Source organism: Pseudomonas sp. NPDC087614, assembly GCF_044743485.1.
GTDB classification, from domain to species: Bacteria; Pseudomonadota; Gammaproteobacteria; order Pseudomonadales; family Pseudomonadaceae; genus Aquipseudomonas; species Aquipseudomonas baetica_A.
The window spans coordinates 41,239-61,187 of sequence record NZ_JBIUWN010000023.1 but is presented as its reverse complement, the minus strand read 5'-3'; the positions used below and the strand labels follow the sequence as shown (position 1 = coordinate 61,187).

The window sequence follows — 19,949 nt, the reverse complement described above, 5'->3', positions numbered from 1 at the left end:
GTTCACCGCGACGATCATGAAGATGTCCAGATCGTACTCGCGACCGTAGACCTCTTCGTCCCAGCGCATCGACTTCTTCAGGCTGTTCATCGCGTGCTGGCACTTGTCGATGTTTTCCGGCTCGACGTAAATGCGCAGCGCCACATTGCGCTCGGTCATGGTGGTGAACGTGTCTTCAACGCACCACAAGTCACCGGCCACCAGCGCGAACAGGTACGCCGGCTTCATGAACGGGTCTTCCCAGGTCGCCCAATGCCGGCCGTCTTCGCCCGGGCCGGAAGCAATCGGATTGCCGTTGGACAGCAGCACCGGATAGCTGTGCTGTTCGGCGACCACCGTGGTGGTGAACTTGCTCATCACGTCCGGGCGGTCGAGGTAGTAGGTGATCTTGCGGAAACCTTCGGCCTCGCACTGGGTGCAGAACATCGTGCCGGACTTGTACAGTCCTTCCAGTGCGGTGTTGGTTTCCGGATGGATCTTCACGCTGGTGTCGAGCGTGAAGGTTTCGCTGGTCGGTTGCAGGGTCAGTTCGTTTTCACTGAGCTGATAATCCGCAGCGCTCAGTTCCTGATCGGCCAAGGTCACCGACAGCAATTCCAGTTGCTGGCCATCGAGCACCAGCGGCGGCAGGCCCGGGCCACGCGCCGGATTGCGGCGCATCACCAATTGCGCGTGGACCAGGCTGTGATCCTCGAACAACTCGAAGGTCAGGTGTGTTTCGTCGATCAGGTACTCGGGCGCCTGATAGTCCTTCAGGTAAATCATCTTCGGTTGTTCGGTGCGCATGCTGGAGTCCTTACTGATGCACGGCGAGCTGATAAGCCGTGTACTTACGAATGTTGATCACGCCGGTGTCGAAGATCAGGTACTGGCCCTTGATCCCCAGCAGCGTGCCTTCGGCAATCGGGTTCTTGTCCAGGTTGAAGCTGACGATTTTGGCCGGGTATTGCACGACCGGATAGCGGATTTCCAGCGGTTCGACATCGGGAATCGTCTGAATGGCCTGTAGGCCGAATCGCTCCTGCAAGCCTTGCAGGCCCTCGGCGCAGGTGTCGAGCAACTGATCACGCACCTGTGCCAGATCCACGGCGACGGCATCGCCCTTGAGCAGTGCACGCCAATTGGTCTTGTCAGCCACTTGGCTACGCAACAGATCTTCGACGAAGCCCGATTGCTGCCGCGTGGCGACGCGGATGATCGGCAACGCCTGACTGGCCCCCTGATCGAGCCAGCGCGTCGGCAATTGGGTAGCACGAGTGATGCCAACCTTGATCCCCGACGAATTGGCCAGGTAAACCACATGGTCCGTCATGCAGAACTGCTCGCCCCACGCCGGATCCCGGCAGGTGCCGGCGTCATAGTGGCAGCGCTCCGGGCTCATGATGCAGATATCGCACTGCGCCAGCTTGGTCATGCACGGATAGCAGTAGCCCTGACTGAAACTGGTTTTGGTCTTGCGCCCGCAATGGGTGCAATGGATCGCCCCCAGGTATTCAAGACGCACCGTGGTGCCGATCATGGGATTGACCGGCACCTCGACGTCATCCAGACGAAACGCGTATTGCACGTTCGGCCCGTCCAGGCGCGCCGACATTTTGCTGATTGCACCGCGGCCAATCTCGATCAATGGATGGCATCCGACTTGAACAGAATATTCGGCACTTCGATCGACTTCGACGCACATTCCTGCGGGCCCATGTAACCGGTGCGCTGTTCTTCAGGCAGGTTCTGGATTTCCCAGGCGATCATGGCCTGCAAGGACAATTCGCGCTGTTCGGCGGTGAGTTTGCCACCGTCGGACCACTTACCGATTTCCACGGCCAGTTTCAGGCTCTCGTAGATGTCCGGGGTGATGTTTTTGATCATGTCGTTAAAAGAGGACATCAGGGTCTCCGTGCTCTTTATTCACTGAAAATTTGAGGCGGCCAGTTTACGGCGGTTATACAAACCGCCCAACAAACCGGTGAAGCATCCGATGAGTAACCCGCCGACGTGGGCGGCGTTGGCGATTTCGCCGAAGCCGATCATCGAGATCAGCCCGGACATGCACACCAGCAACCACACCAGCATCATCACCAGCACGCCACGCGGCAGACGATAGGCCGGGTTCGGCGCCAGCAACTGGAAGATCCAGCAATGGCCCAGCAACCCGTAGAGCACACCGGACAGACCGCCGAACAGGCTCGGGCCGCTCCAGGCAAACTGCGCGTAGTTCGACACCAGGCTGAACAGCAGCGTCAGGCCGAGCAGATTGATGCTGCCCTGACGCGACTCGATGCGCCGCCCCAGTTCCCAGTACCACATGCCGTTCATGGCCAGGTGGAGAATGCCAAAGTGAATCAGCATTGGCGTAAACAAGCGCCACCACTGCCCCGCCGCCAAGCTATCAGCCAGCGGCGTGAAATGGATGTAATCGCCGACCACCCGAAAATCGAGAAAGGTGAGCCAGCGCAAGGTCTGCAGGTTTTCGCCCAGGTAAGTCAGGCCGCCCACAATCAGGCACAGCAGCAGGATAAACCCCGTGGCTTTGGCATATTTCAACTGTTCGACGAAGCTTGGACGCTTGAGTGTCTGGGCCACGGGAACGTCCAGTTGCTGATCTGGATCGCCGGCCGGGAAGCGTTCGTAAAGCGAGCGCACGTCTTCGCTGATTTCCGCAGGCGCCCACAGCACTTGCTCGCCCGCCTCTTCGCTGACTCGATGTGGCACTTGCATCCGTTGCAGCAACTGGACAAAACCACTCAAATCCACCGCCAGTGGCAAACGCAATACCGCTATCGCACTCATTGCAGCACCTCCGGCCGCTCGACATCGACCCAGACGAATTTAGCCGGATCGAGGCGGGTTTCCTGATCCAGGCGATAGGCGACGAGTTTGCCGTAGAGCACCGCGCTGTAATCCAGACACGCGAGGTTGGGGCGGATCGGCGCCGGTTTGCCGCTGCGCCAGTAGTGGCCGACGAACAGCAACGGCTCGTCGACGCCATAGCGCAGCAGGGAGTTTTTTTCGGTAGAGGTCAGCGGCGTCCGTGCCACCGGTTCCGGCAGCGCATCAGGCTGGAAGACGATGTCGCCGTAGGTTTTCGGATCGTCTTCCCAGAACTTGGTGCGGAAGAACGAACGCACCAGACCGTCGCCACTGGTCATGGTCTGGCCCCCGGGCAGGCGCATGTCGGTGCCACGCAGGAGGCGGTCGAACACCGTGCAGGCAAAGCTGCCGGGCACCGCCGAAGCCTGGAGGAAATGCTCATCGATACGCGCATCGGGAAACAGGCCGCGCAACGGTTCGATCAGGCCGGCGTCCCAGCAGGCATGCACGACACGGAAACGCCCGGCGTCCACCACCAGCGGCAGTTCATAGAACCACTGCTGAAAGTCGTGCCAGTCGCCGGGATGATCTTCGAACTGAGTCAGGGTTTCATGAAGCAAACGCGCATGACGCGGCGTGTGCTCACGCACGAACTGCTTGCCGCTGCCCGGAGGCGCCGGGGTGCTCCAGCCCAGCGCATTGAATTCGTGGTTGCCCATGATGCACAACGCCTGACCGGCCTCGACCATGTCATGAACGATGTGCAGCGCCTCGCGAATCCGCGGGCCACGGTCGATGATGTCGCCGACGAACACGGCCATGCGCGATGGATGCCGCCAGACCCCGCCCTGCTTGTGATAACCGAGTCGGTCAAGCAAGTGTTCCAGGGTCAGGGCGCATCCGTGCACGTCACCAATCAGGTCATAACTGCGCGCGGGATCGAGCATCAGTCGCCTCCACCACCCAGCTTGCTGCCCCAGCCGAGCTTGGTGCGGCAGACTTCGTAGTAGTTGTGGTCGAGCGGGTGAATCAGTCGCAGCTTCTGCGCTTTCTTGCTGACGGTGATGGTGTCGCCCGGCGCGCAGGTGAAGTGGTTCTGCCCATCGCAGGAGACCTGCGGGTAGATCTGCATGTTTTTCGACACGACGATTTTCAGCTCACTGTTGCCATCGACCACAATTGGCCTGCTCGACAACATATGGGGGTACATCGGCACGATCACAATGGCATCGAGTTTGGGATGCATGATCGGTCCGCCGGCAGACAGCGCATAGGCGGTAGAACCGGTGGGCGTGGCGACGATCAGGCCGTCAGCCTTCTGGCTGCAGACGAACTGGCCGTCGATGTACAGCTCGAACTCGATCATCCGCGTCGACTTGCCAGGGTGCAACACCACGTCGTTCAGCGCATCGCCCTGGCCGATGGCTTCGGCATGGCGGCGGACTTCGGCTTGCAGCAAAAAGCGGTTTTCCACCAGGTAATGGCCGTCGAGCACCTTGGCGACTTCGACTTCCAGCTCATCGGGGCGAATGTCGGTGAGGAACCCGAGGCTGCCACGGTTGATCCCGAGCACCGGAATGTTGTGCCGCGCCAGCGCCCGGGCAGCGCCGAGCAGGCTGCCGTCGCCGCCGACGACGATGACCATGTCGCAGACTTCGCCGAGCATCTTGCGCGACGAAGTCTGCAGGCCGTGGCCGGGCAGAACTTCAGCAATGGTGTCTTCGAGGATCACATGCAGGTGACGATCGAGCAGAAACCGTTTCAGTCGGCGGACGGTATCCAGCACCTGGGAACTGCCCAGGCGACCGATGATGCCGATATTGCGAAATTGCTCCATGGGACCTCTGCGGACAATCGAAAACGCGAAAAGCACGATTATGGGCGAAAGCCTGCGATAGACAAAATCCTTTCAGCCTCAAGGGTGTGCCCGTGTTTAAGGCTATGCTCGCAAGATGATCCTATTTCCTGACTTGCTCCAGTTGCCCCACCAGTTACGCCATCCCGAAGTGCGCGATCTGGCGTGGGTGATCCTCGCCCCGCCGATGCTGGCCACAACGCCATGGCCGCAGCGTCATCCGCTGGCCGGCAGCGATTGGGTCGCCGATCCCGAGCGCCTGGAACACTGGCTGCGTCAGCTCGACCGTGACAGTTACGGATTGCTGCACTGGCTGTCCCAGGCACGCACGCGGCGGTTGGGCCTTTATTACGAGCGGTTGTGGCAGTTTGCTGTGCAACATGCACCGGGTATCGAACTGATCGCCGCCAACCTGCCGATTCGCCGGGGTGGCCATACCCTCGGTGAACTGGACATGTTGCTGCGTGACCGCGACGGCGTGCATCACCTGGAGCTAGCAATCAAGCTCTACCTCGGCCCGCAAAACGGCGACGGTCATGATCCGGCGCAATGGCTGGGGCCCGGCTGCCATGATCGACTGGATCGCAAGCTGGCGCATCTGGCCGAGCATCAACTGCCGATTTCCACGCGCCCGGAAAGTCGCGAAGTCCTGGCAGCGCTGGATATCGAGGTGTTCAGTGCGCAGCTGTGGCTCGGTGGTTATCTGTTGTATCCGTGGCCAGGGCAAGCGCAATCGCCGCGGGGTGCCCACCTACAACATTTGCGCGGCAGTTGGTTGCATCAGAAGGATTGGCCGGCGTTCGTCGCGCAACGCCCGGCCGGACGCTGGCAACCCCTGCCCCGCCATGCCTGGCTGGCACCGGCGCACTATCCGGTGGAACAGACCTGGAAGGAAGAACACTTGCAAATGTGGCTGGAGGGTTTGGAACCGCTAGCCCCGGCGCAGCTAATGGTGCGGCTGATCGAGAATGTGCAGGGCGAATGGGAGGAAGCGGAGCGGTTGTTTCTGGTGTCGGATCTTTGGCCGAATGTGCCTGGCCAAGCCTGAAAATTTGCAGTGCCTGTTCGCCACCCATCGCTGGCAAACCAGCGATGGGTGCCGACTCGGCCTAAAGGGATAAACGCACAGCCAAAGCCGCCAACGTCACCAATAAAACCGGTGCCGTCAGCACAATCCCCACCTTGAAGTAATACCCCCAGCCAATCCTGATCCCCTTGCGTTCCAGCACATGCAGCCACAGCAACGTCGCCAAACTGCCAATCGGCGTGATCTTCGGCCCCAGATCACTGCCGATCACGTTGGCATAGATCATCGCCTCCTTGACCACCCCGCTCGCCTGACTGGCATCAATCGAGAGCAGCCCGATCAAAACGGTCGGCAGATTGTTCATGATCGAGGACAACAACGCGGTCAGCACACCGGTGCCCATTGCCGCACCCCATACGCCATGACCGCCGAAAACATCCAGCCAACCCGCCAGATACCCGGTCAACCCGGCATTGCGCAGGCCGTAGACAACCAGATACATGCCTAGCGAGAAAATCACGATCTGCCACGGTGCTTCTTTCAGCACCTTGCGCGTTGAAATCTTGTGACCACGGGCGGCGATACCCAGCAACAGCGCAGCGCAGACCGCCGATATCGCGCTGATCGGGATGCCCAGTTGTTCGAGGAAGAAGCAGCCGATCAACAGGATCACCAACACCCCCCAACCGGCGTAGAACGTCGCTTTGTCGTGAATCGCAGTGTGCGGCAGTTCAAGCTGTTCGGGGGCGTACGCCTTGGGAATGTCACGACGGAAAAACCACAGCAACATCGCCAGCGTCGCGGCGACGCTGACAACGTTCACCGGCACCATGACCGCCGCATAGCGATTGAAACCGATATGGAAAAAGTCTGCCGAAACGATGTTGACCAGATTCGACACCACCAGCGGCAGGCTCGCGGTATCGGCAATGAACCCGGCACCCATGACGAACGCAAGGGTGGCCGCCGGAGAAAAGCGCAGCGCCAGCAACATCGAAATCACAATCGGCGTGAGGATCAGTGCGGCACCGTCATTGGCAAACAATGCCGACACCAGCGCACCGAGCAACACCATAAAGGCAAACAGCTTGCGCCCGCTGCCCCGCCCCCATCGCGCCACATGCAGCGCGGCCCAGGCAAAAAACCCGGCCTCATCGAGTAACAGGCTGATGATGATCAGCGCGACGAAGGTGCCGGTGGCGTTCCAGATGATTTGCCATACCAGGGGGATGTCGCTCAGATGCACCACGCCGAAGATCAGCGCCAGCACGGCGCCCAACGTCGCACTCCAGCCGACGCCAAGACCTTTGGGTTGCCAGATGACAAGGGTGATGGTCAGCAGGAAAATCAGTGACGCAGCGAGCATTCTCGACAGCCTTCAACAATCAAATGGGTAGGGATCCACATGTGGGAGCGGGCTTGCTCGCGAAGGCCGCAGGTCAGACAAAAAGTTGCTATCTGACACTACGCTTTCGCGAGCAAGCCCGCTCCCACAGTTTCCGGTGTACATCCGGAGAAACGATTAACTCATTTCTTGTGTTGTGCCACAAAGAGCCCGTACGCATCGATGAACTTCTGCAGAAACGGTTTCACCGTCTCACTCAGCTTGCCCGCCTCATCAAACGCCGACCCCGCACCGCCCAGATAGGCCTCTGGCTGCTGCATGCAGGGCACGTCGAGAAACACAAACGACTGACGCAGATGCTGGTTCGCGCCGAAACCGCCGATCGCACCTGGCGAAACACTGATCACCGCGCCCGGCTTGCCGCCCCAGACGCTCTTGCCGTAAGGCCGCGAGCCAACGTCGATCGCATTTTTCAACGGTGCAGGCACCGAGCGGTTGTACTCCGGCGTCACAAACAGCACCGCGTCGGATGAACCCACCTTTTGTCGAAAAGTGCTGTAGGCTGCCGGCGGTGAATCACCGTCAATGTCTTCGTTATAGAGTGGCAGATCGCCGATTTCGACAATCTCAAGCTTGAGGTTAGCCGGAGCCAGCTCGGCCAGTGCAAGGGCGACTTTACGGTTGATCGACGCTTTGCGAAGGCTACCGACCACTACGGCGACGTTGTAGACATTGCTCATGGAAGACTCTCGATTGTCAGTGGAAGAAGCCAGTAGTTATAGATGATTCGATGACAGTTTCACCAGCGGACTCGGGAAATACCCGCGTGCTGATTATTTTTCTCCTGTAGGAAAACTTACAGGCCTTGATGACGGTCTACCAAGCCGCAAATCAAGCGTTTTATCTCCAGAGGTTCTAAGCAGATGGCAGCAGTACTGGTCGGTCAGTTCCATGCAAGAGATGCGGAAGGCCGCGTTTATTCGGTGCATGAGTTCCAGGAATCCACTCCGTCAGCGGACGGTTTTACCGGCTCGGAGCCTGTCACCACATACAAACTGGCCATTGGCGATCGCGTCAACAAGGTCAGTGACAACGAGTTTTTGCTGGTTCAATCGGGTGTCACCCTGACTCGCGAACCTGAGCCAACCGTCGCTTCATAACTGACTGTTATGAGCAGAAGTCATATGCGCAGACTTGGGGTAGGATTCAGCCACTGACCCCACCTGCTGAACATGGACTTCACGCATGCGTTTACGTCATATCGAAGTGATTCAGGCGCTTTTGCAGGCCGGTCATATGGGCACTGCCGCCGAATGGTTGCAGTTGCCGCTGGCCGAGGTCGAAGAGCGTTTGCGCGAGGCCGAGAGTCATTTGGGGTTCATGCTGTTCGCCAGCGTTCGCGGGCGCCTGCAACCGACGCCCGAGGCTCGGGCGTTGCAGGTGGAAATCGCTCACGTCTATGAAGCGCTGGAACCTGTGCAACGCCTGGCCAGCAGCCTCAAACAATACCTTGCCCCGCCGGTGCGCATCATCGGCACCCCTGCGCTGGCCCAGCAATTATTGCCACAAAGCCTCGCCTCACTGCGTCGACGCCTGCCGGATGCACCTTGCAGCCTGTTGAGTGCCCCGACCCGCGACATCGTCCGCAGCCTTTTGCTGCGTGAATGTGATCTGGGTTTGAGCCTGCACGATCCCGACCATCCCGACATTCATTGCCAGCCATTGGCCCAGGGCAAGCTGCAATTGCTTGCGCCCCATGGCTGGCTGCAACCGAAGCAGAAGTACATTTCCCTGCAGGACCTGGCGGGACAGGCGATGATCGGCCTCGAACGTGAGGATCCGCTGAGCCCGGCACTGGAAAACAAACTCCAGGCCTTACGCCCGGCGCCGAGCATCCAGACCCGCGTGCAAACCCATCAAATGATGCGCAGCATGGTCGAGGCCGGCGAAGGTCTGGCCATTGTCGATCCGTTCACCGCATTGGGCGCACGCTCCGCCGGGCTTGATACCTGCCCGCTATCGCCCGCCATCACGATCAGCCTCTACGCCTTGACCTTCAAGCACGCCGCGCCGTCATCGGCGATCCAGACCTTACTGGCCATCGTCACGGAACAAGCCGAGGCGATGCTGACGAGCTAACTGAATTTTCCAGCGGATTATCGAACAGTCGATACCAGAACAGCGCCACCTCGGCGGTGTTCGGGTCGATGCCGCGATAGCGTAACTGGTCGACACCACCGATCACATACCCACAGCGCTCATACAGCCGACAAGCACCGAGGTTATTGTTCTGGGTTTCCAGCATGATCCCCGGCAGCTTCTTTTTGCGACTCCAGAATTGCGCCACATCCAGCAACGCCTTCGCTACGCCGTGGCGACGGGCCGGCGCGTGCACCGCCAACTCATCGATATGGGCAAAGCCATTCCAGTTGGTGCTGATGACCAGATGGCCGACCGGTTCGTCGTCGAGGTATGCCATGAAAATCGCGCTGTCCGCCGCATCGCGGTAGCTGCTGAACTCCTCCGGATCAATGCCGTAACACTTGCGGTAAGGGACAATCGTCGTCATCGACCACTGCTCCACGGGCTTGCCGATCACCGCGGCGCCATACGCTGCGACCTCAAAGCTGAAGTCGCTGCCCCAGATATAAGCCGCAAAGCCTTCATCGGCGACACGCACCGACAGCCCTGGGTATTTCGGATTCATGACCGGTTGCATACTGGGAAAAGTCCTCATTCCTTGACGCAATCGACGGTGTAGTGCCGTCCATTGCCTTGGTCTTCATGTTGCAGTCCATGCACATCGGCGACAAAACCGGGAAAGCTGCTATCGAACGTGCGGGCAAATTTCAGGTAATCGATGATCGAGCGAGTCGACTCGCTAAAACGCTCGCCGGGCATGATCAACGGGATTCCCGGTGGATACGGTACCAGCATCACCGCAGCAATCCGCCCTTCCAGCTCGTCGATCGGTACGGCCTCGACTTCACCGCGCACCAGATGATCATAGGCATGGGCAGGCTTCATGGCGATTTGCGGCATTACGGTGTACATGCGCTTGAGGTGTTTGGCAGTGGCATTGCTGCGATAGCAGGCATGCAATTGATCGCACAAGTCACGCAGGCCCATACCGCGATAGCGTGCGGTGTCCTCCTGTGCAACGCACGGCAGGCACGTTGCCAGACCGACATTAGCGTCGTAACTGCGTTTGAACTCCAGCAACTCGGTGATCAGCGTGCTCCATTTGCCTTTGGTGATGCCCATGGAGAACAGCACCAGAAACGAGTACAGACCGGTCTTCTCCACCACCAGCCCGCGCTCCCAGAGGAACTTGCTGACCACGGCGGCCGGAATCCCCCTCTCGCTCAACGCGCCACCGGCATTCAACCCCGGCATCACCAACGTGACCTTGATCGGGTCAAGCAGTACATAGTCGTCGCTGACCTCACCGAAACCGTGCCAGTCAGCATCCGGTTGCAGCAACCAGTCTTCGGTTTGCACACGGTCGATGCCCTCGACACCTGGCGGCTGCCAGATCGAGAACCACCAGTCATCAGCAGCGATGTGCTGACGCAGATTGGCCAGCGCCCGACGGAAACTCAGCGCTTCGTCGAAGGTTTCCTGCAACAGCGAGCGCCCGGCCGGGCCTTCCATCATGGCCGACGCCACGTCGAGCGAGGCAATGATGCTGTACTGCGGCGAAGTGGAGATGTGCATCATGAACGCTTCGTTGAAGCGGTCGCGATCCAGTTGCCGCGCACCGCCGTCCTGCACATGAATCATCGAAGCCTGACTGAACGCAGCGAGCAGCTTATGGGTGGAGTGGGTGGTGAACACCAATGGGCTGTCGGCGCTACGCGAGGTGGCCATGCCGTAACGTCCGGCGAAGAATTCGTGAAACGCTGCATAGGCGTACCACGCCTCGTCGAAATGCAGCACTTCGACGCTGTTGCCAAGGCTTTGCTTGATCAATTCGGCGTTGTAACAGAGGCCGTCGTAGGTCGAATTGGTCACCACTGCCAGTTTGACTTTCGGCGCACGACCCTGGGTCAGCGGGCTGGCGTCGATCTTCGCCTGAATCGATTCGCGACTGAACTCGCTCAGCGGAATCGGACCGATGATCCCCAGTTCGTTGCGCTCCGGACACAGGTACAACGGGATCGCGCCGGTCATGATGATCGCGTGCAGCACCGACTTGTGGCAGTTGCGATCCACCAGCACCAGATCGTCGCGCGCCACCATCGAATGCCAGACAATCTTGTTGGCCGTCGAGGTGCCATTGATCACGAAAAAGGTGTGATCAGCGCCGAAATTTCGTGCTGCACGCTCTTCCGCTTCAGCGAGCGGCCCCGTGTGATCAAGCAATGAACCGAGCTCTGGCACCGAAACCGACAAATCCGAACGCAGGGTATTTTCGCCAAAGAACTGGTGAAACGCCTGCCCTACCGGACTCTTGTGATACGCCACGCCGCCGCCATGACCGGGGGTGTGCCAGGAATAATTGGAATCAGCGGTGTGCTGCACCAGCGCCTTGAAAAACGGCGGTAGCAAACCGTCGAGATACTTGCGCGCCGCCCGTGCGACTTGTCGGGCCAGGAACGGCACCGTGTCTTCAAACAGGTAAAGGATGCCGCGCAATTGATTGAGTTCGGCCATGGCATCGGCCGGGGCGTTTTCCAGCGTGACCTGTTCACCCAGGGCAAAGATCGGCAGGTCCGGCGCGCGCACCCGGGCCAGGCCGATCAGTTCGGCCATGTTCTGCAACAGATGTGAATTGGTGCTGGCGTCTTCGGCGGCGATCAGCATGCACGCCAGACCATGATGAGTCGATGCCACCAGGCGCCCTTCGGCATAGTCGGTGGCCGAAACGATATTGAAACCTTCCTGTTCCAATTCCCGGGCGATACCGCGAATACGCTCGCCGGCGACCGTATCGGCCTTGATGTCGCGATGGACGATCAACACCGGAAACTTCAAATCTTTGTACATGAGGCTCAGTGTCCTGAGGCGGCGGATTTGAATCCACCCATGCACTCAGGGTAGAGGGTTGCAGCGAAAGTGGCGAGGGTGGCCACTTGTCAGTACTTCCACGAGGCGATGATCTTTCAGCCCTGTGCGTCCGCTTCTGCGATTTGCGTCCAAAGCGCCGGGCCACCAGCCGACTTGGCGATGATCTCCAGGCGTACCTGGTGTGCCGCCAGTTCATCTTCCGTCGCACGAATGATTCGTGCCGGCTGACGATCGGCCGGCAGCCGACGGATTTCCGTGGCGGAGTTGTCCGCGCCATCACCCGTACCATTACCGTCGGAAGCATTGCCGGCCAGCGACAGGCTGGTCTGGCCACCGGTCATGGTCAGGTAAACGTCGGCGAGAATCTCCGAGTCGAGCAAGGCGCCGTGCAGTTCACGGCCGGAGTTGTCGACGCCATAACGTTTGCACAACGCATCGAGGCTGTTGCGCTGCCCCGGGTGACGCTCCCGGGCCATCATCAGGGTATCGAGGATCGAACAATGCTGCGTGATGTCGGCACGATCCTGCTGACCCATCAAGGCAAATTCGTTGTTGATGAAGCCAACGTCGAACGCCGCGTTATGGATGATCAGTTGTGCGCCTTTGATGAACTCGAAGAACTCATCAGCGACTTCGGCAAACCGCGGTTTGCCCACCAGAAATTCATTGGTGATGCCGTGGACGCCGATGGCGCCTTCGTCACTCTCGCGATCCGGTTGCAGGTAAACGTGGAAGTGCCGGCCCGTCAGGCGCCGACCGATCAGTTCGACACAACCGATTTCGATAATCCGGTGACCATCGGTCACCGGCATGCCGGTGGTTTCGGTATCGAGTACTACTATCCTGTTAACCATGTTTTGTTAATACCTCACTCGACTTACCACCCTTAAGGCCAATTATACCAGGCTTTTACGGAGAATTCCACTTGCATGGCATGCCTAAAAAATGTAAAAACCTTCTTACAAATCCGCTCACTCAAGGAAATGTAAAAACGATGAAGCTGTCAGTGCTCGATTACATCTCCACACAGCACGTACATTTCTCCCAGCTCTGCGACCTTGAGCAAGGAGGAATCCCCCTATTCTATCCGACCTTGTACTGCGGGCAGAAACTGTGGGGGCTGACGCACAACAGCCAGCGTGAAATCCTGCGCTCGGTGAAATGCGTTTATGAGTGGGCCGATAAGCATGGGATCGATCTGGATGAGCGCTTCACAAGTCGACAGCTTCTAACTCCTGCCGAGATCGGCACCCTGGGCGATTTTCTTGCCCGCAACCGTATGTCACCCACCGAATCGATCGATGCGACCAAGTTCAACGCCCGATGCAGACATGTCACCAATTATCTGGAGTGGCTTGCTCATCAGCTGATCCGTAACTCGAATACTGAGATCAGCGAGAGCATCACTTGCATGCTCAACGCGCTGGACACCCTGCCTGTGCCTACCGGCTCGAAACACCAGAGAAACAGGGAGATGATTACCAAACACCTGACGGTTGACATGAGTGAGGCACTGATCGAGTTGTTCAGTAATCCGACTGCTCATGTTGATCGACCAGCAAATTTTGGTGCCGCGTTCCGCAATGCCACAATGCTAGAAATTTTGTACGAAACCGGTATGCGGATTGGCGAAGTACTCACTCTCAAACTCAAAGACTTCACGCCCGCCCGTGGTGGCGACCACGCAGTGTTGCGCATTCAACGGAATCACGACGACGCGCTCGACCGGCGATTGCGTCAACCTGTTGCCAAAACATTAGGCCGGGAATTGCCAATTACCGAGCAGATGTCTGAGAAAATTCAAGATTACCTTAAGATACGTGCAGACGTTCCAAACACTGAATTCCGTGACGATGACTTCATCTTCATCAACCATCGCCCAAACGAACACCAAGGCCAACCTTTGGAATTGAGTGCCTTTTATAATGCACTGGGATTGCTTCGCAAAAAATACCCGGCTTTGCGTGGTCTTCACCCGCATCTGCTACGTCATGACTGGAACTATCGCTTCTCTAAGTCTGCGAAAGAAAAAGGCCTAAGTGAAGCTGAGGAGGCGTCACAGCGCTGTTACTTGATGGGATGGGTACCTGACTCAGATATGCCAAACCTCTATAACTTCCGCCACATCATGGAAGGCGCTGCTAAAACAGGTCTCAGTACGGCGAATCACGTTTCTGAGCGCAGGAAGCGCCGCCCTTGAAAAGCCCGAACGCCGTCATCAAAACCACTACTCTCGAACAACCACAGCATTTTTCCCACCAACAGCGGAAAAACACCAACAATTCGGTTTTTATCACATACCATGATGAATCAATCGAGATAGTAGGACTTGGTCACGCGAAAGCCGGCGCCATATATGAAAATTTATCATTAGAGTCCTATAAAGGATTTGCTGACACCATAACTAGAATGTGCAGCGATGGCAGATATGCACCCGCTGTAATCTGGGCAAGCATCAACGATTTGAATAGACTTCTCTTGAGCTATCCATGCGAGAGTATTGAAGAGGACTGCATCCACGCCTTACAGGCACTATCGCATCTCTCGCCTGCTGGCTTCTTCCATAATGTAAAGCGAATATTATTATTGTGGCATAAGCTGGGTTACTCCGGGATATCCGGGGAGGCTGCTGAACTGCTTTCCATTTTGCAGTCACCGATTCCAACCCGCCCCGCTGGCAGCAGGATTCGGTCCGACGATCCGACTGAGGGGTGGTACACCGAGCAGGAGTACGACGACCTTGTGTACACCCTCTGGCATGATTTAGAGAACGGGATATCACTCCTAGATAAGTCGACGTTATGCCTACTATCCGCACAGTATGGGAGGCGTCCCATTCAATTTGCGCATGCCAAGATCGGCGACTTGAAAGAACATGGCGAAGCTCAAGGAGTCAGCGGCAAGCGCTTCGAGTTTCCAGGGGCTAAAGAAAAGGGAGCCGGTGGATTTCGTCAGTCCGCGCCCGAAATACATCCGTTAAATGACGAGTTATGGACGCTTTGTCAGAAAACCGCACAAAAAACTATAGGTGATTTTCAAAACCTAACCGGACTCACCTTAACCCCGGAGGAAATTTTTCAACTCCCATTGTTTAGCTTTGGGTGGATAGAACATCGCATCAAAAGGGTAAAAAAATACGAGAGCAAACTTGAGTTCATTTATTCCAGTCGACTCCTCCATTGCCCTGTAGCTAGCATTTCTAAACTGATCGCTCGGCGAGAGCATGGAACGAAGATCGTTTCCGAAAGGACAGGCAAAATCCTAAGGGAAGGTGCGTACCGAAACCGCTATTCTCGAATATTGCAACTTGCACGCTCAGGGGTTCCGAGAGCACAACTGCAATTTTGGATTGGTCACAAGACTGACAAAACCCTTGATGTTTACTATAAAGATTTTGCCGAACAAGCTAGAGAATTGCGAGTCATGGGCACAGCTATGGCTCCGATTGTAAGGGCATTTACCGGCCCCATTCGAGACAAGGAAAGTGACGCAACACGTGGCAACGACAAAGCTAGTAGGGTCGCGCTCAACGGTCGCTCGGACTCAAGCCTAGGAAATTGCGGTGAGCGCGATGCCTGCGCCGCAGGTGTTCCAATCGGGTGTTATCGCTGCCCTAACTTCGAGCCTTGGCTTCATGGTCCACATGAGCAGGTCTTAGAGATGCTGATAGAAAAAGAAGAACGGCAGCGTCAAGTCCCCCTCTTCGGTAGCGGCCATAACATACTTGCTCATGTCGACTATGAACGAGAAAAAGAAGCCGTAAGACACGTAATTGCTATGTGCAAGGCACGCGAACTTATCCTTGAGGACCAGGACCTTGGATAACATTGTACTTTTTAGAGCAAAGGCTTCTTTGGTCGCTGAAGAAAATTTGGCGCGATTTATTGACCTCGCAAAAAATAAAATAACACTTTGGTCGGCTTTTCCTGGATTCAGTTGGTCTGACTACTGCTGGCAAACTCCGTTGAGGAAAATTCGCTTTTTAAACCTCTACGGTCGAAAACTACATAAGACTAAATCCCCTCAGCCTGAGGACCTTATGTCGACTGAATTTGGAGATTTTGCCAAAGCTTACATTCGGTATACCCAGCATCTCAAACCTACTCAAACATTCACACGAAGCATTTTGGCGCTTCAACTACTTGAAGAAGCGATGATTCGTTTAGATGGCCAAGCGTCTATCTGCAATGCTGAGTCTCGACACTTTGTTACAGCGGGCCACATCTTGCTAGAAGAAAACATTCAAGATCGCTCCGGAGTGGGTGGTGCCTTGGAGGTGCTAGGTTTGACCATATCCGCAAACAAACTCACAACCAATCGGATCATATGGACCCACCCATTTGTTGGTAAGTTGAAGAATCCTGGCGCACCAGAAAATCTGAGCCAAGAGCAAAAAGAGGCAAAACTCCCCTGCTCTGATGCTATTTGGGCTATCGCTGAAGTGTTCGCCAATGGCTATACCACCGAGCAAGATGAAGAAGATGTTTTTATTACCTGTACCACGGCTCTCTTGCTGTCGTTTCCAGTTCGCATCGGTGAGCTAGCTTTTTTTCGAACGACACCCCACACCTATGAACTAAATAAAAATGGAGAGCCTGAATTAATTTTGAAAGGCTTTTCTCCAAAGACAAAAAGATACATGGTGAAAGCAGTCATCGACGTTGTGGCCCCCGTGACCGAGGAGGCTATTCGTCGGCTTCAAGAAATAACTAATGAGGGGCGAAAGCTTGCACTATATCTAGAAAGCGGAAATAAACGCTTCTACCGTCACGAAAGCTGCCCTGATGTTGCAGACAACGCATTGCTGACACCGACCCAGGTAAAAGACGCGCTTGGATTCAAAACTATCGGCTCGACTGAAACATTTCTACTTAAGTACACCGGCCATTACTCTTTAACCGGATTCACCCTAAATTCACTTTGGCAAATCGTGGTAAAACACAACCAAAAGCTCAACCCGAATTTCCCTTACCAAGCACCAGAAATTAAAGGCCATCATCGACTAAAGATGTCTGAGTCGATGATGTGCCTTCGATACAATCAACTCTCATCCTATCTGTCAACCAGCCCTGTGTTTCTCGCACCCTACAACCGCGATTATTACAGTAAAAGGATGACTAACCAGATACTACAACGCGGTGACAAGGAAGTAACAATGAGTTTTTTTTCACAAGCATCATTATGGAGATATCAAGCTAAACTCACATCAGTTTCGCCATCTTCTAAATACAATGGCTCAGCAGGCAGGCGTGCCGATTGAAGTCATCACAGAATGGAGCACTCGTGCCTCGAAGCGGCAGACGGCTACCTACATGCATGAAAATCCGGAGCGAATTGCACAAAAAATTGCAGAAAACCGAATCCCCGCGATCAATATTTCTCATAAACCGATCACACCGGAGGAGTATCGAAACGCACGGCCAAAAGGACCTACCATTGTGACTCCTTATGGAATTTGCAATCACGACTGGACCGTGAGTTATTGCAATAAATTTAAGGATTGTTTGAACTGCTCAGAACACGTTTTTTGTAAAGGACATAAGCGCTCAATTAAAGAAATTGAGTTTGAGCGAGATTCAATCAAAGAAAATCTTGACGCCGCATTCGTAGAAATAAAGGCTGGCAACCGTGCGGCAGATCGATGGTATGAGTCGCATTATATTCGCTACAACCGGTATATTGAACTGGTGAAAATCATGACATCTCCCGAAATCCCTGACGGCACTCCAATCCAAAGTACTGCACTAGACTTCAGTCACGAGCATCGGATTATCCAAAAAATCTCACCTACGCCAATAGAAAGGCCTTCACTTACTAATAACACCCTCAGTGACGATGTACTGGACTGCTTAAAATTATTAATGGAAGAGAACAATGCCAGCACCAATCCCCAATAAAGTCATAAAAAAAATTGCCGAAACCATCCGTTCCTGGCCCAGCGAAGAACGACTTTCTTGGGATGCCATATGCCAGTCCTCTAAGCTGTATTTAGATTACATACCAACCAGACAAGCGCTATCATCTAAATCCATTCTGAGCTTTGAATATAAAGCCAAGAAGGAAGAGATTCGCGCACGAACTCAAAAAACTCCAAATCAGCCTAAAAATATGGCCACCGCCGTTCATAAAATTCAACGGCTTGAGAAAGACATAAACTCACTACAATTTCAGATTGACATGCTCCATGAAACCCTACAGAGAATGATCTACAACTCGGCACTTCACAAATTATCTAAAGTCGAGTTAATGAAGCCAATCCCTACAAAAGACAAATCTCAATCAAAAATTATTAAATGCTGAGGGCTTGGTTGGCTAACGCGGGCCAGGGTGTGCCGAATATGGCAGGGTAGCACCGCGACGGGGGCCGCGCGAATCAGCAGGAGGGGTTCCTGGGGGTACTAGGAGGCGACTGCTAGGGTTGGGCAAGTAGATGTGGATGGCAGGAAACCGCGTTAAAGAACGAACCTGCTGTCTCTAGAGGACGTAATATCGATGGGCTAATTCTTGTTCAAATCCCCCATTTCAACTGAATCGTTCGCCTTCATGAGGTCGAGTAAAAATAAGGTGACTCAGATTCATTTTTCCATTGTTCTGCATGCTCCTGCTGCCCCGGTCACTTTTCGGCTTGTCCGAACTGTCTGTAAGAATATGGACGCAGGCTTCGTTTTCGCTACAGCAACAAGGTGGCCGGCTGGACCACCTTGCAGATTTCATCCAGGACTACCCGGCGCGGAGCGCTGGCTGCGCAACCGCTTCGACTCTCGCGGGTTGAAGACGAAGGCGGAGATGGCCGCAGTTGCAACTATTGTCCCCCCCTCCTGGGAGATGGTCTGGAGCATAAACCGGAATGAACTCGACACGACCGACACCTGCATCTACCAAGACACTAACCTCACTGCCACAGTTGCAGTACTTCAGGCCAGCCAAATAGGCGCAGTGAGCGCAGACGACAACGTGTTCATCCGGGTCGTGTTCATGGTTTCGGGAAAGCTCAATATGGGTCGCGTTACAATCCCGACAATGCTCACAACGGATAGCTCCGGCTGAATCAAGGTCAGCCGTGATGGAAAAGATAGGCATGATGGCCCTTCCTCAAAAAAAGATGACGTAATGACTTTTTTTTGTTGGAGGGGTATTAGCGAAGTCGGTGCCGGAACTTGCTTAGCTCAGGACCATAAGCGAAGAGAGGCATTCTAAAGCAGGCGGAATCAGAAGCTTTTTTGAGTTTAAGAAGCAGGTTGGCAGTTGATCGAGCAGCCTTTTCGAGAAGGCGGATAGCAAGGGCAGCCGTAAGCCCATTACAGAGTGCGAATAAATGGCTTCGACGCGAATGCAGTCTCATCTCGCGCTGAGAAAGACCACGGATATACCCTACAGCTTCGTGTGGTGAATAGACTCGCCCTACGATTACGGACATCGCGTAATCGAGGTAGCTCTGTTTGAGTTCGTCCTCTAAGTTTACGGGAAGTATGTTTCGTGCTAGCTCTCCAGTGGTTTCTGCTCGATCTAAAGCCTCAAGTGCTTCGACCGTACGGGTAATGTTGTCCTGGTGAACACTCGCTTCGAGAAGCGCGATTTCGCGAGATACCTCTTTCTCGCCCCAGGATTCAGCCTGAGCGACGCTGGAAGCGTCCTCCTTGCTAATTATCATGATAGGTTCAGGGCGGTTCATGGTGCTAGGTTCCTAGGGAAAATGCTGTTTTCTTCCTACAGCGCACCCACTATATATTGGATCCCGAATGCTTCAACCCTTTTTCCTTGGGGTCATGTCGCGGTGCAGGCGCGGGGCTGCCAAGCCTTTCAAAAAATATTGAGGGAAACGAACCGTGCACAAAGCCACCGGACACCCCCCGTCTTGTCGCCCCCTATCTAAATGCTTTTCTGATGCCCTTACCCTACGGCCA

At 55.4% G+C, this 19,949-nt stretch carries 18 protein-coding genes and 2 pseudogenes; 8 read left to right on the top strand and 12 right to left on the bottom strand.

From position 1 onward, the window contains the following. The 6 genes and pseudogenes from pepN to ACIOWA_RS11690 all read right to left on the bottom strand — a co-directional run. A pseudogene (gene pepN / locus ACIOWA_RS11715) lies at positions 1-786 on the bottom strand (aminopeptidase N); the annotation flags it as partial. Between the two features lie 10 nt (positions 787-796). After that, a complete protein-coding gene (locus ACIOWA_RS11710; RefSeq protein WP_339433748.1) occupies positions 797-1,627 on the bottom strand; it encodes a DUF2797 domain-containing protein in 831 nt (276 codons plus the stop codon). Then, a complete protein-coding gene (locus ACIOWA_RS11705) occupies positions 1,624-1,884 on the bottom strand; it encodes a DUF1315 family protein (RefSeq protein ID WP_339466422.1) in 261 nt (86 codons plus the stop codon). The genes ACIOWA_RS11710 and ACIOWA_RS11705 overlap by 4 nt, the downstream gene beginning before the upstream one ends. A gap of 21 nt (positions 1,885-1,905) precedes the next feature. After that, positions 1,906-2,787, bottom strand: coding sequence for a rhomboid family intramembrane serine protease (locus tag ACIOWA_RS11700; protein ID WP_401159887.1), 882 nt, complete (start codon positions 2,785-2,787; stop codon positions 1,906-1,908). Beyond that, on the bottom strand, positions 2,784-3,758 hold the full coding sequence (locus ACIOWA_RS11695; RefSeq protein WP_401159898.1) for a metallophosphoesterase: 975 nt from the start codon (positions 3,756-3,758) through the stop codon (positions 2,784-2,786). Before ACIOWA_RS11695 ends, ACIOWA_RS11700 begins: the two co-directional genes overlap by 4 nt. Next, positions 3,755-4,645, bottom strand: coding sequence for an NAD(+) kinase (locus tag ACIOWA_RS11690; RefSeq protein WP_221733429.1), 891 nt, complete (start codon positions 4,643-4,645; stop codon positions 3,755-3,757). Before ACIOWA_RS11690 ends, ACIOWA_RS11695 begins: the two co-directional genes overlap by 4 nt. 115 nt (positions 4,646-4,760) lie before the next feature. On the opposite strand from ACIOWA_RS11690, the gene ACIOWA_RS11685 reads away from it, so the two are divergent. Then, the gene (locus ACIOWA_RS11685; RefSeq protein ID WP_401159885.1) at positions 4,761-5,711 is read left to right on the top strand and encodes a DUF1853 family protein; all 951 of its coding nucleotides are present in this window, start codon (positions 4,761-4,763) and stop codon (positions 5,709-5,711) included. Between the two features lie 61 nt (positions 5,712-5,772). Here the strand turns inward: ACIOWA_RS11685 and ACIOWA_RS11680 are convergent, their stop codons facing one another. Beyond that, complete coding sequence (locus tag ACIOWA_RS11680; protein WP_401159883.1) at positions 5,773-7,056, bottom strand: arsenic transporter; 1,284 nt, start codon at positions 7,054-7,056, stop codon at positions 5,773-5,775. A gap of 161 nt (positions 7,057-7,217) precedes the next feature. After that, on the bottom strand, positions 7,218-7,775 hold the full coding sequence (locus ACIOWA_RS11675) for an NAD(P)H-dependent oxidoreductase (RefSeq protein ID WP_339495879.1): 558 nt from the start codon (positions 7,773-7,775) through the stop codon (positions 7,218-7,220). 183 nt (positions 7,776-7,958) lie between these two features. Here ACIOWA_RS11675 and ACIOWA_RS11670 point away from each other — a divergent pair, with 183 nt between their 5' ends. Further along, positions 7,959-8,195: a hypothetical protein gene (locus ACIOWA_RS11670; RefSeq protein WP_221733433.1), complete on the top strand. Its 237-nt coding sequence runs from the start codon at positions 7,959-7,961 to the stop codon at positions 8,193-8,195. Positions 8,196-8,280: 85 nt separating this feature from the next. Beyond that, positions 8,281-9,174, top strand: a complete 894-nt coding sequence (locus tag ACIOWA_RS11665; RefSeq protein ID WP_339495878.1) for a LysR family transcriptional regulator — start codon at positions 8,281-8,283, stop codon at positions 9,172-9,174. Here ACIOWA_RS11665 and ACIOWA_RS11660 read toward each other — a convergent pair. The 3 genes from ACIOWA_RS11660 to dnaQ all read right to left on the bottom strand — a co-directional run bounded on the left by ACIOWA_RS11660 (position 9,140) and on the right by dnaQ (position 12,899). Next, positions 9,140-9,754, bottom strand: a complete 615-nt coding sequence (locus tag ACIOWA_RS11660; protein WP_339433741.1) for a GNAT family N-acetyltransferase — start codon at positions 9,752-9,754, stop codon at positions 9,140-9,142. The two genes, ACIOWA_RS11665 and ACIOWA_RS11660, sit on opposite strands and share 35 nt — an antisense overlap. A 14-nt stretch (positions 9,755-9,768) precedes the next feature. Further along, positions 9,769-12,024, bottom strand: coding sequence for an Orn/Lys/Arg decarboxylase N-terminal domain-containing protein (locus ACIOWA_RS11655; protein ID WP_339466429.1), 2,256 nt, complete (start codon positions 12,022-12,024; stop codon positions 9,769-9,771). A gap of 116 nt (positions 12,025-12,140) precedes the next feature. Then, complete coding sequence (dnaQ, locus tag ACIOWA_RS11650) at positions 12,141-12,899, bottom strand: DNA polymerase III subunit epsilon (RefSeq protein ID WP_401159880.1); 759 nt, start codon at positions 12,897-12,899, stop codon at positions 12,141-12,143. Positions 12,900-12,979: 80 nt separating this feature from the next. On the opposite strand from dnaQ, the gene ACIOWA_RS11645 reads away from it, so the two are divergent. The 5 genes from ACIOWA_RS11645 to ACIOWA_RS11625 are packed head-to-tail and all read left to right on the top strand — an operon-like array spanning position 12,980 to position 18,345. Continuing rightward, on the top strand, positions 12,980-14,245 hold the full coding sequence (locus tag ACIOWA_RS11645; protein ID WP_401159896.1) for a tyrosine-type recombinase/integrase: 1,266 nt from the start codon (positions 12,980-12,982) through the stop codon (positions 14,243-14,245). Further along, entirely contained in the window at positions 14,242-15,870 is a 1,629-nt protein-coding gene (locus ACIOWA_RS11640) for a hypothetical protein (protein WP_401159878.1), read from the top strand. Before ACIOWA_RS11645 ends, ACIOWA_RS11640 begins: the two co-directional genes overlap by 4 nt. Continuing rightward, the gene (locus tag ACIOWA_RS11635) at positions 15,863-17,305 is read left to right on the top strand and encodes a hypothetical protein (protein WP_401159876.1); all 1,443 of its coding nucleotides are present in this window, start codon (positions 15,863-15,865) and stop codon (positions 17,303-17,305) included. Before ACIOWA_RS11640 ends, ACIOWA_RS11635 begins: the two co-directional genes overlap by 8 nt. Then, positions 17,295-17,942: a hypothetical protein gene (locus ACIOWA_RS11630; protein ID WP_401159874.1), complete on the top strand. Its 648-nt coding sequence runs from the start codon at positions 17,295-17,297 to the stop codon at positions 17,940-17,942. Before ACIOWA_RS11635 ends, ACIOWA_RS11630 begins: the two co-directional genes overlap by 11 nt. Further along, positions 17,920-18,345 (top strand): hypothetical protein, encoded by a 426-nt coding sequence (locus tag ACIOWA_RS11625; RefSeq protein WP_401159872.1) that lies wholly within the window; start codon positions 17,920-17,922, stop codon positions 18,343-18,345. The genes ACIOWA_RS11630 and ACIOWA_RS11625 overlap by 23 nt, the downstream gene beginning before the upstream one ends. Before the next feature lie 1,096 nt (positions 18,346-19,441). Here the strand turns inward: ACIOWA_RS11625 and ACIOWA_RS11620 are convergent. After that, a pseudogene (locus tag ACIOWA_RS11620) lies at positions 19,442-19,585 on the bottom strand (hypothetical protein); the annotation flags it as partial. Positions 19,586-19,949: the final 364 nt, after the last annotated feature.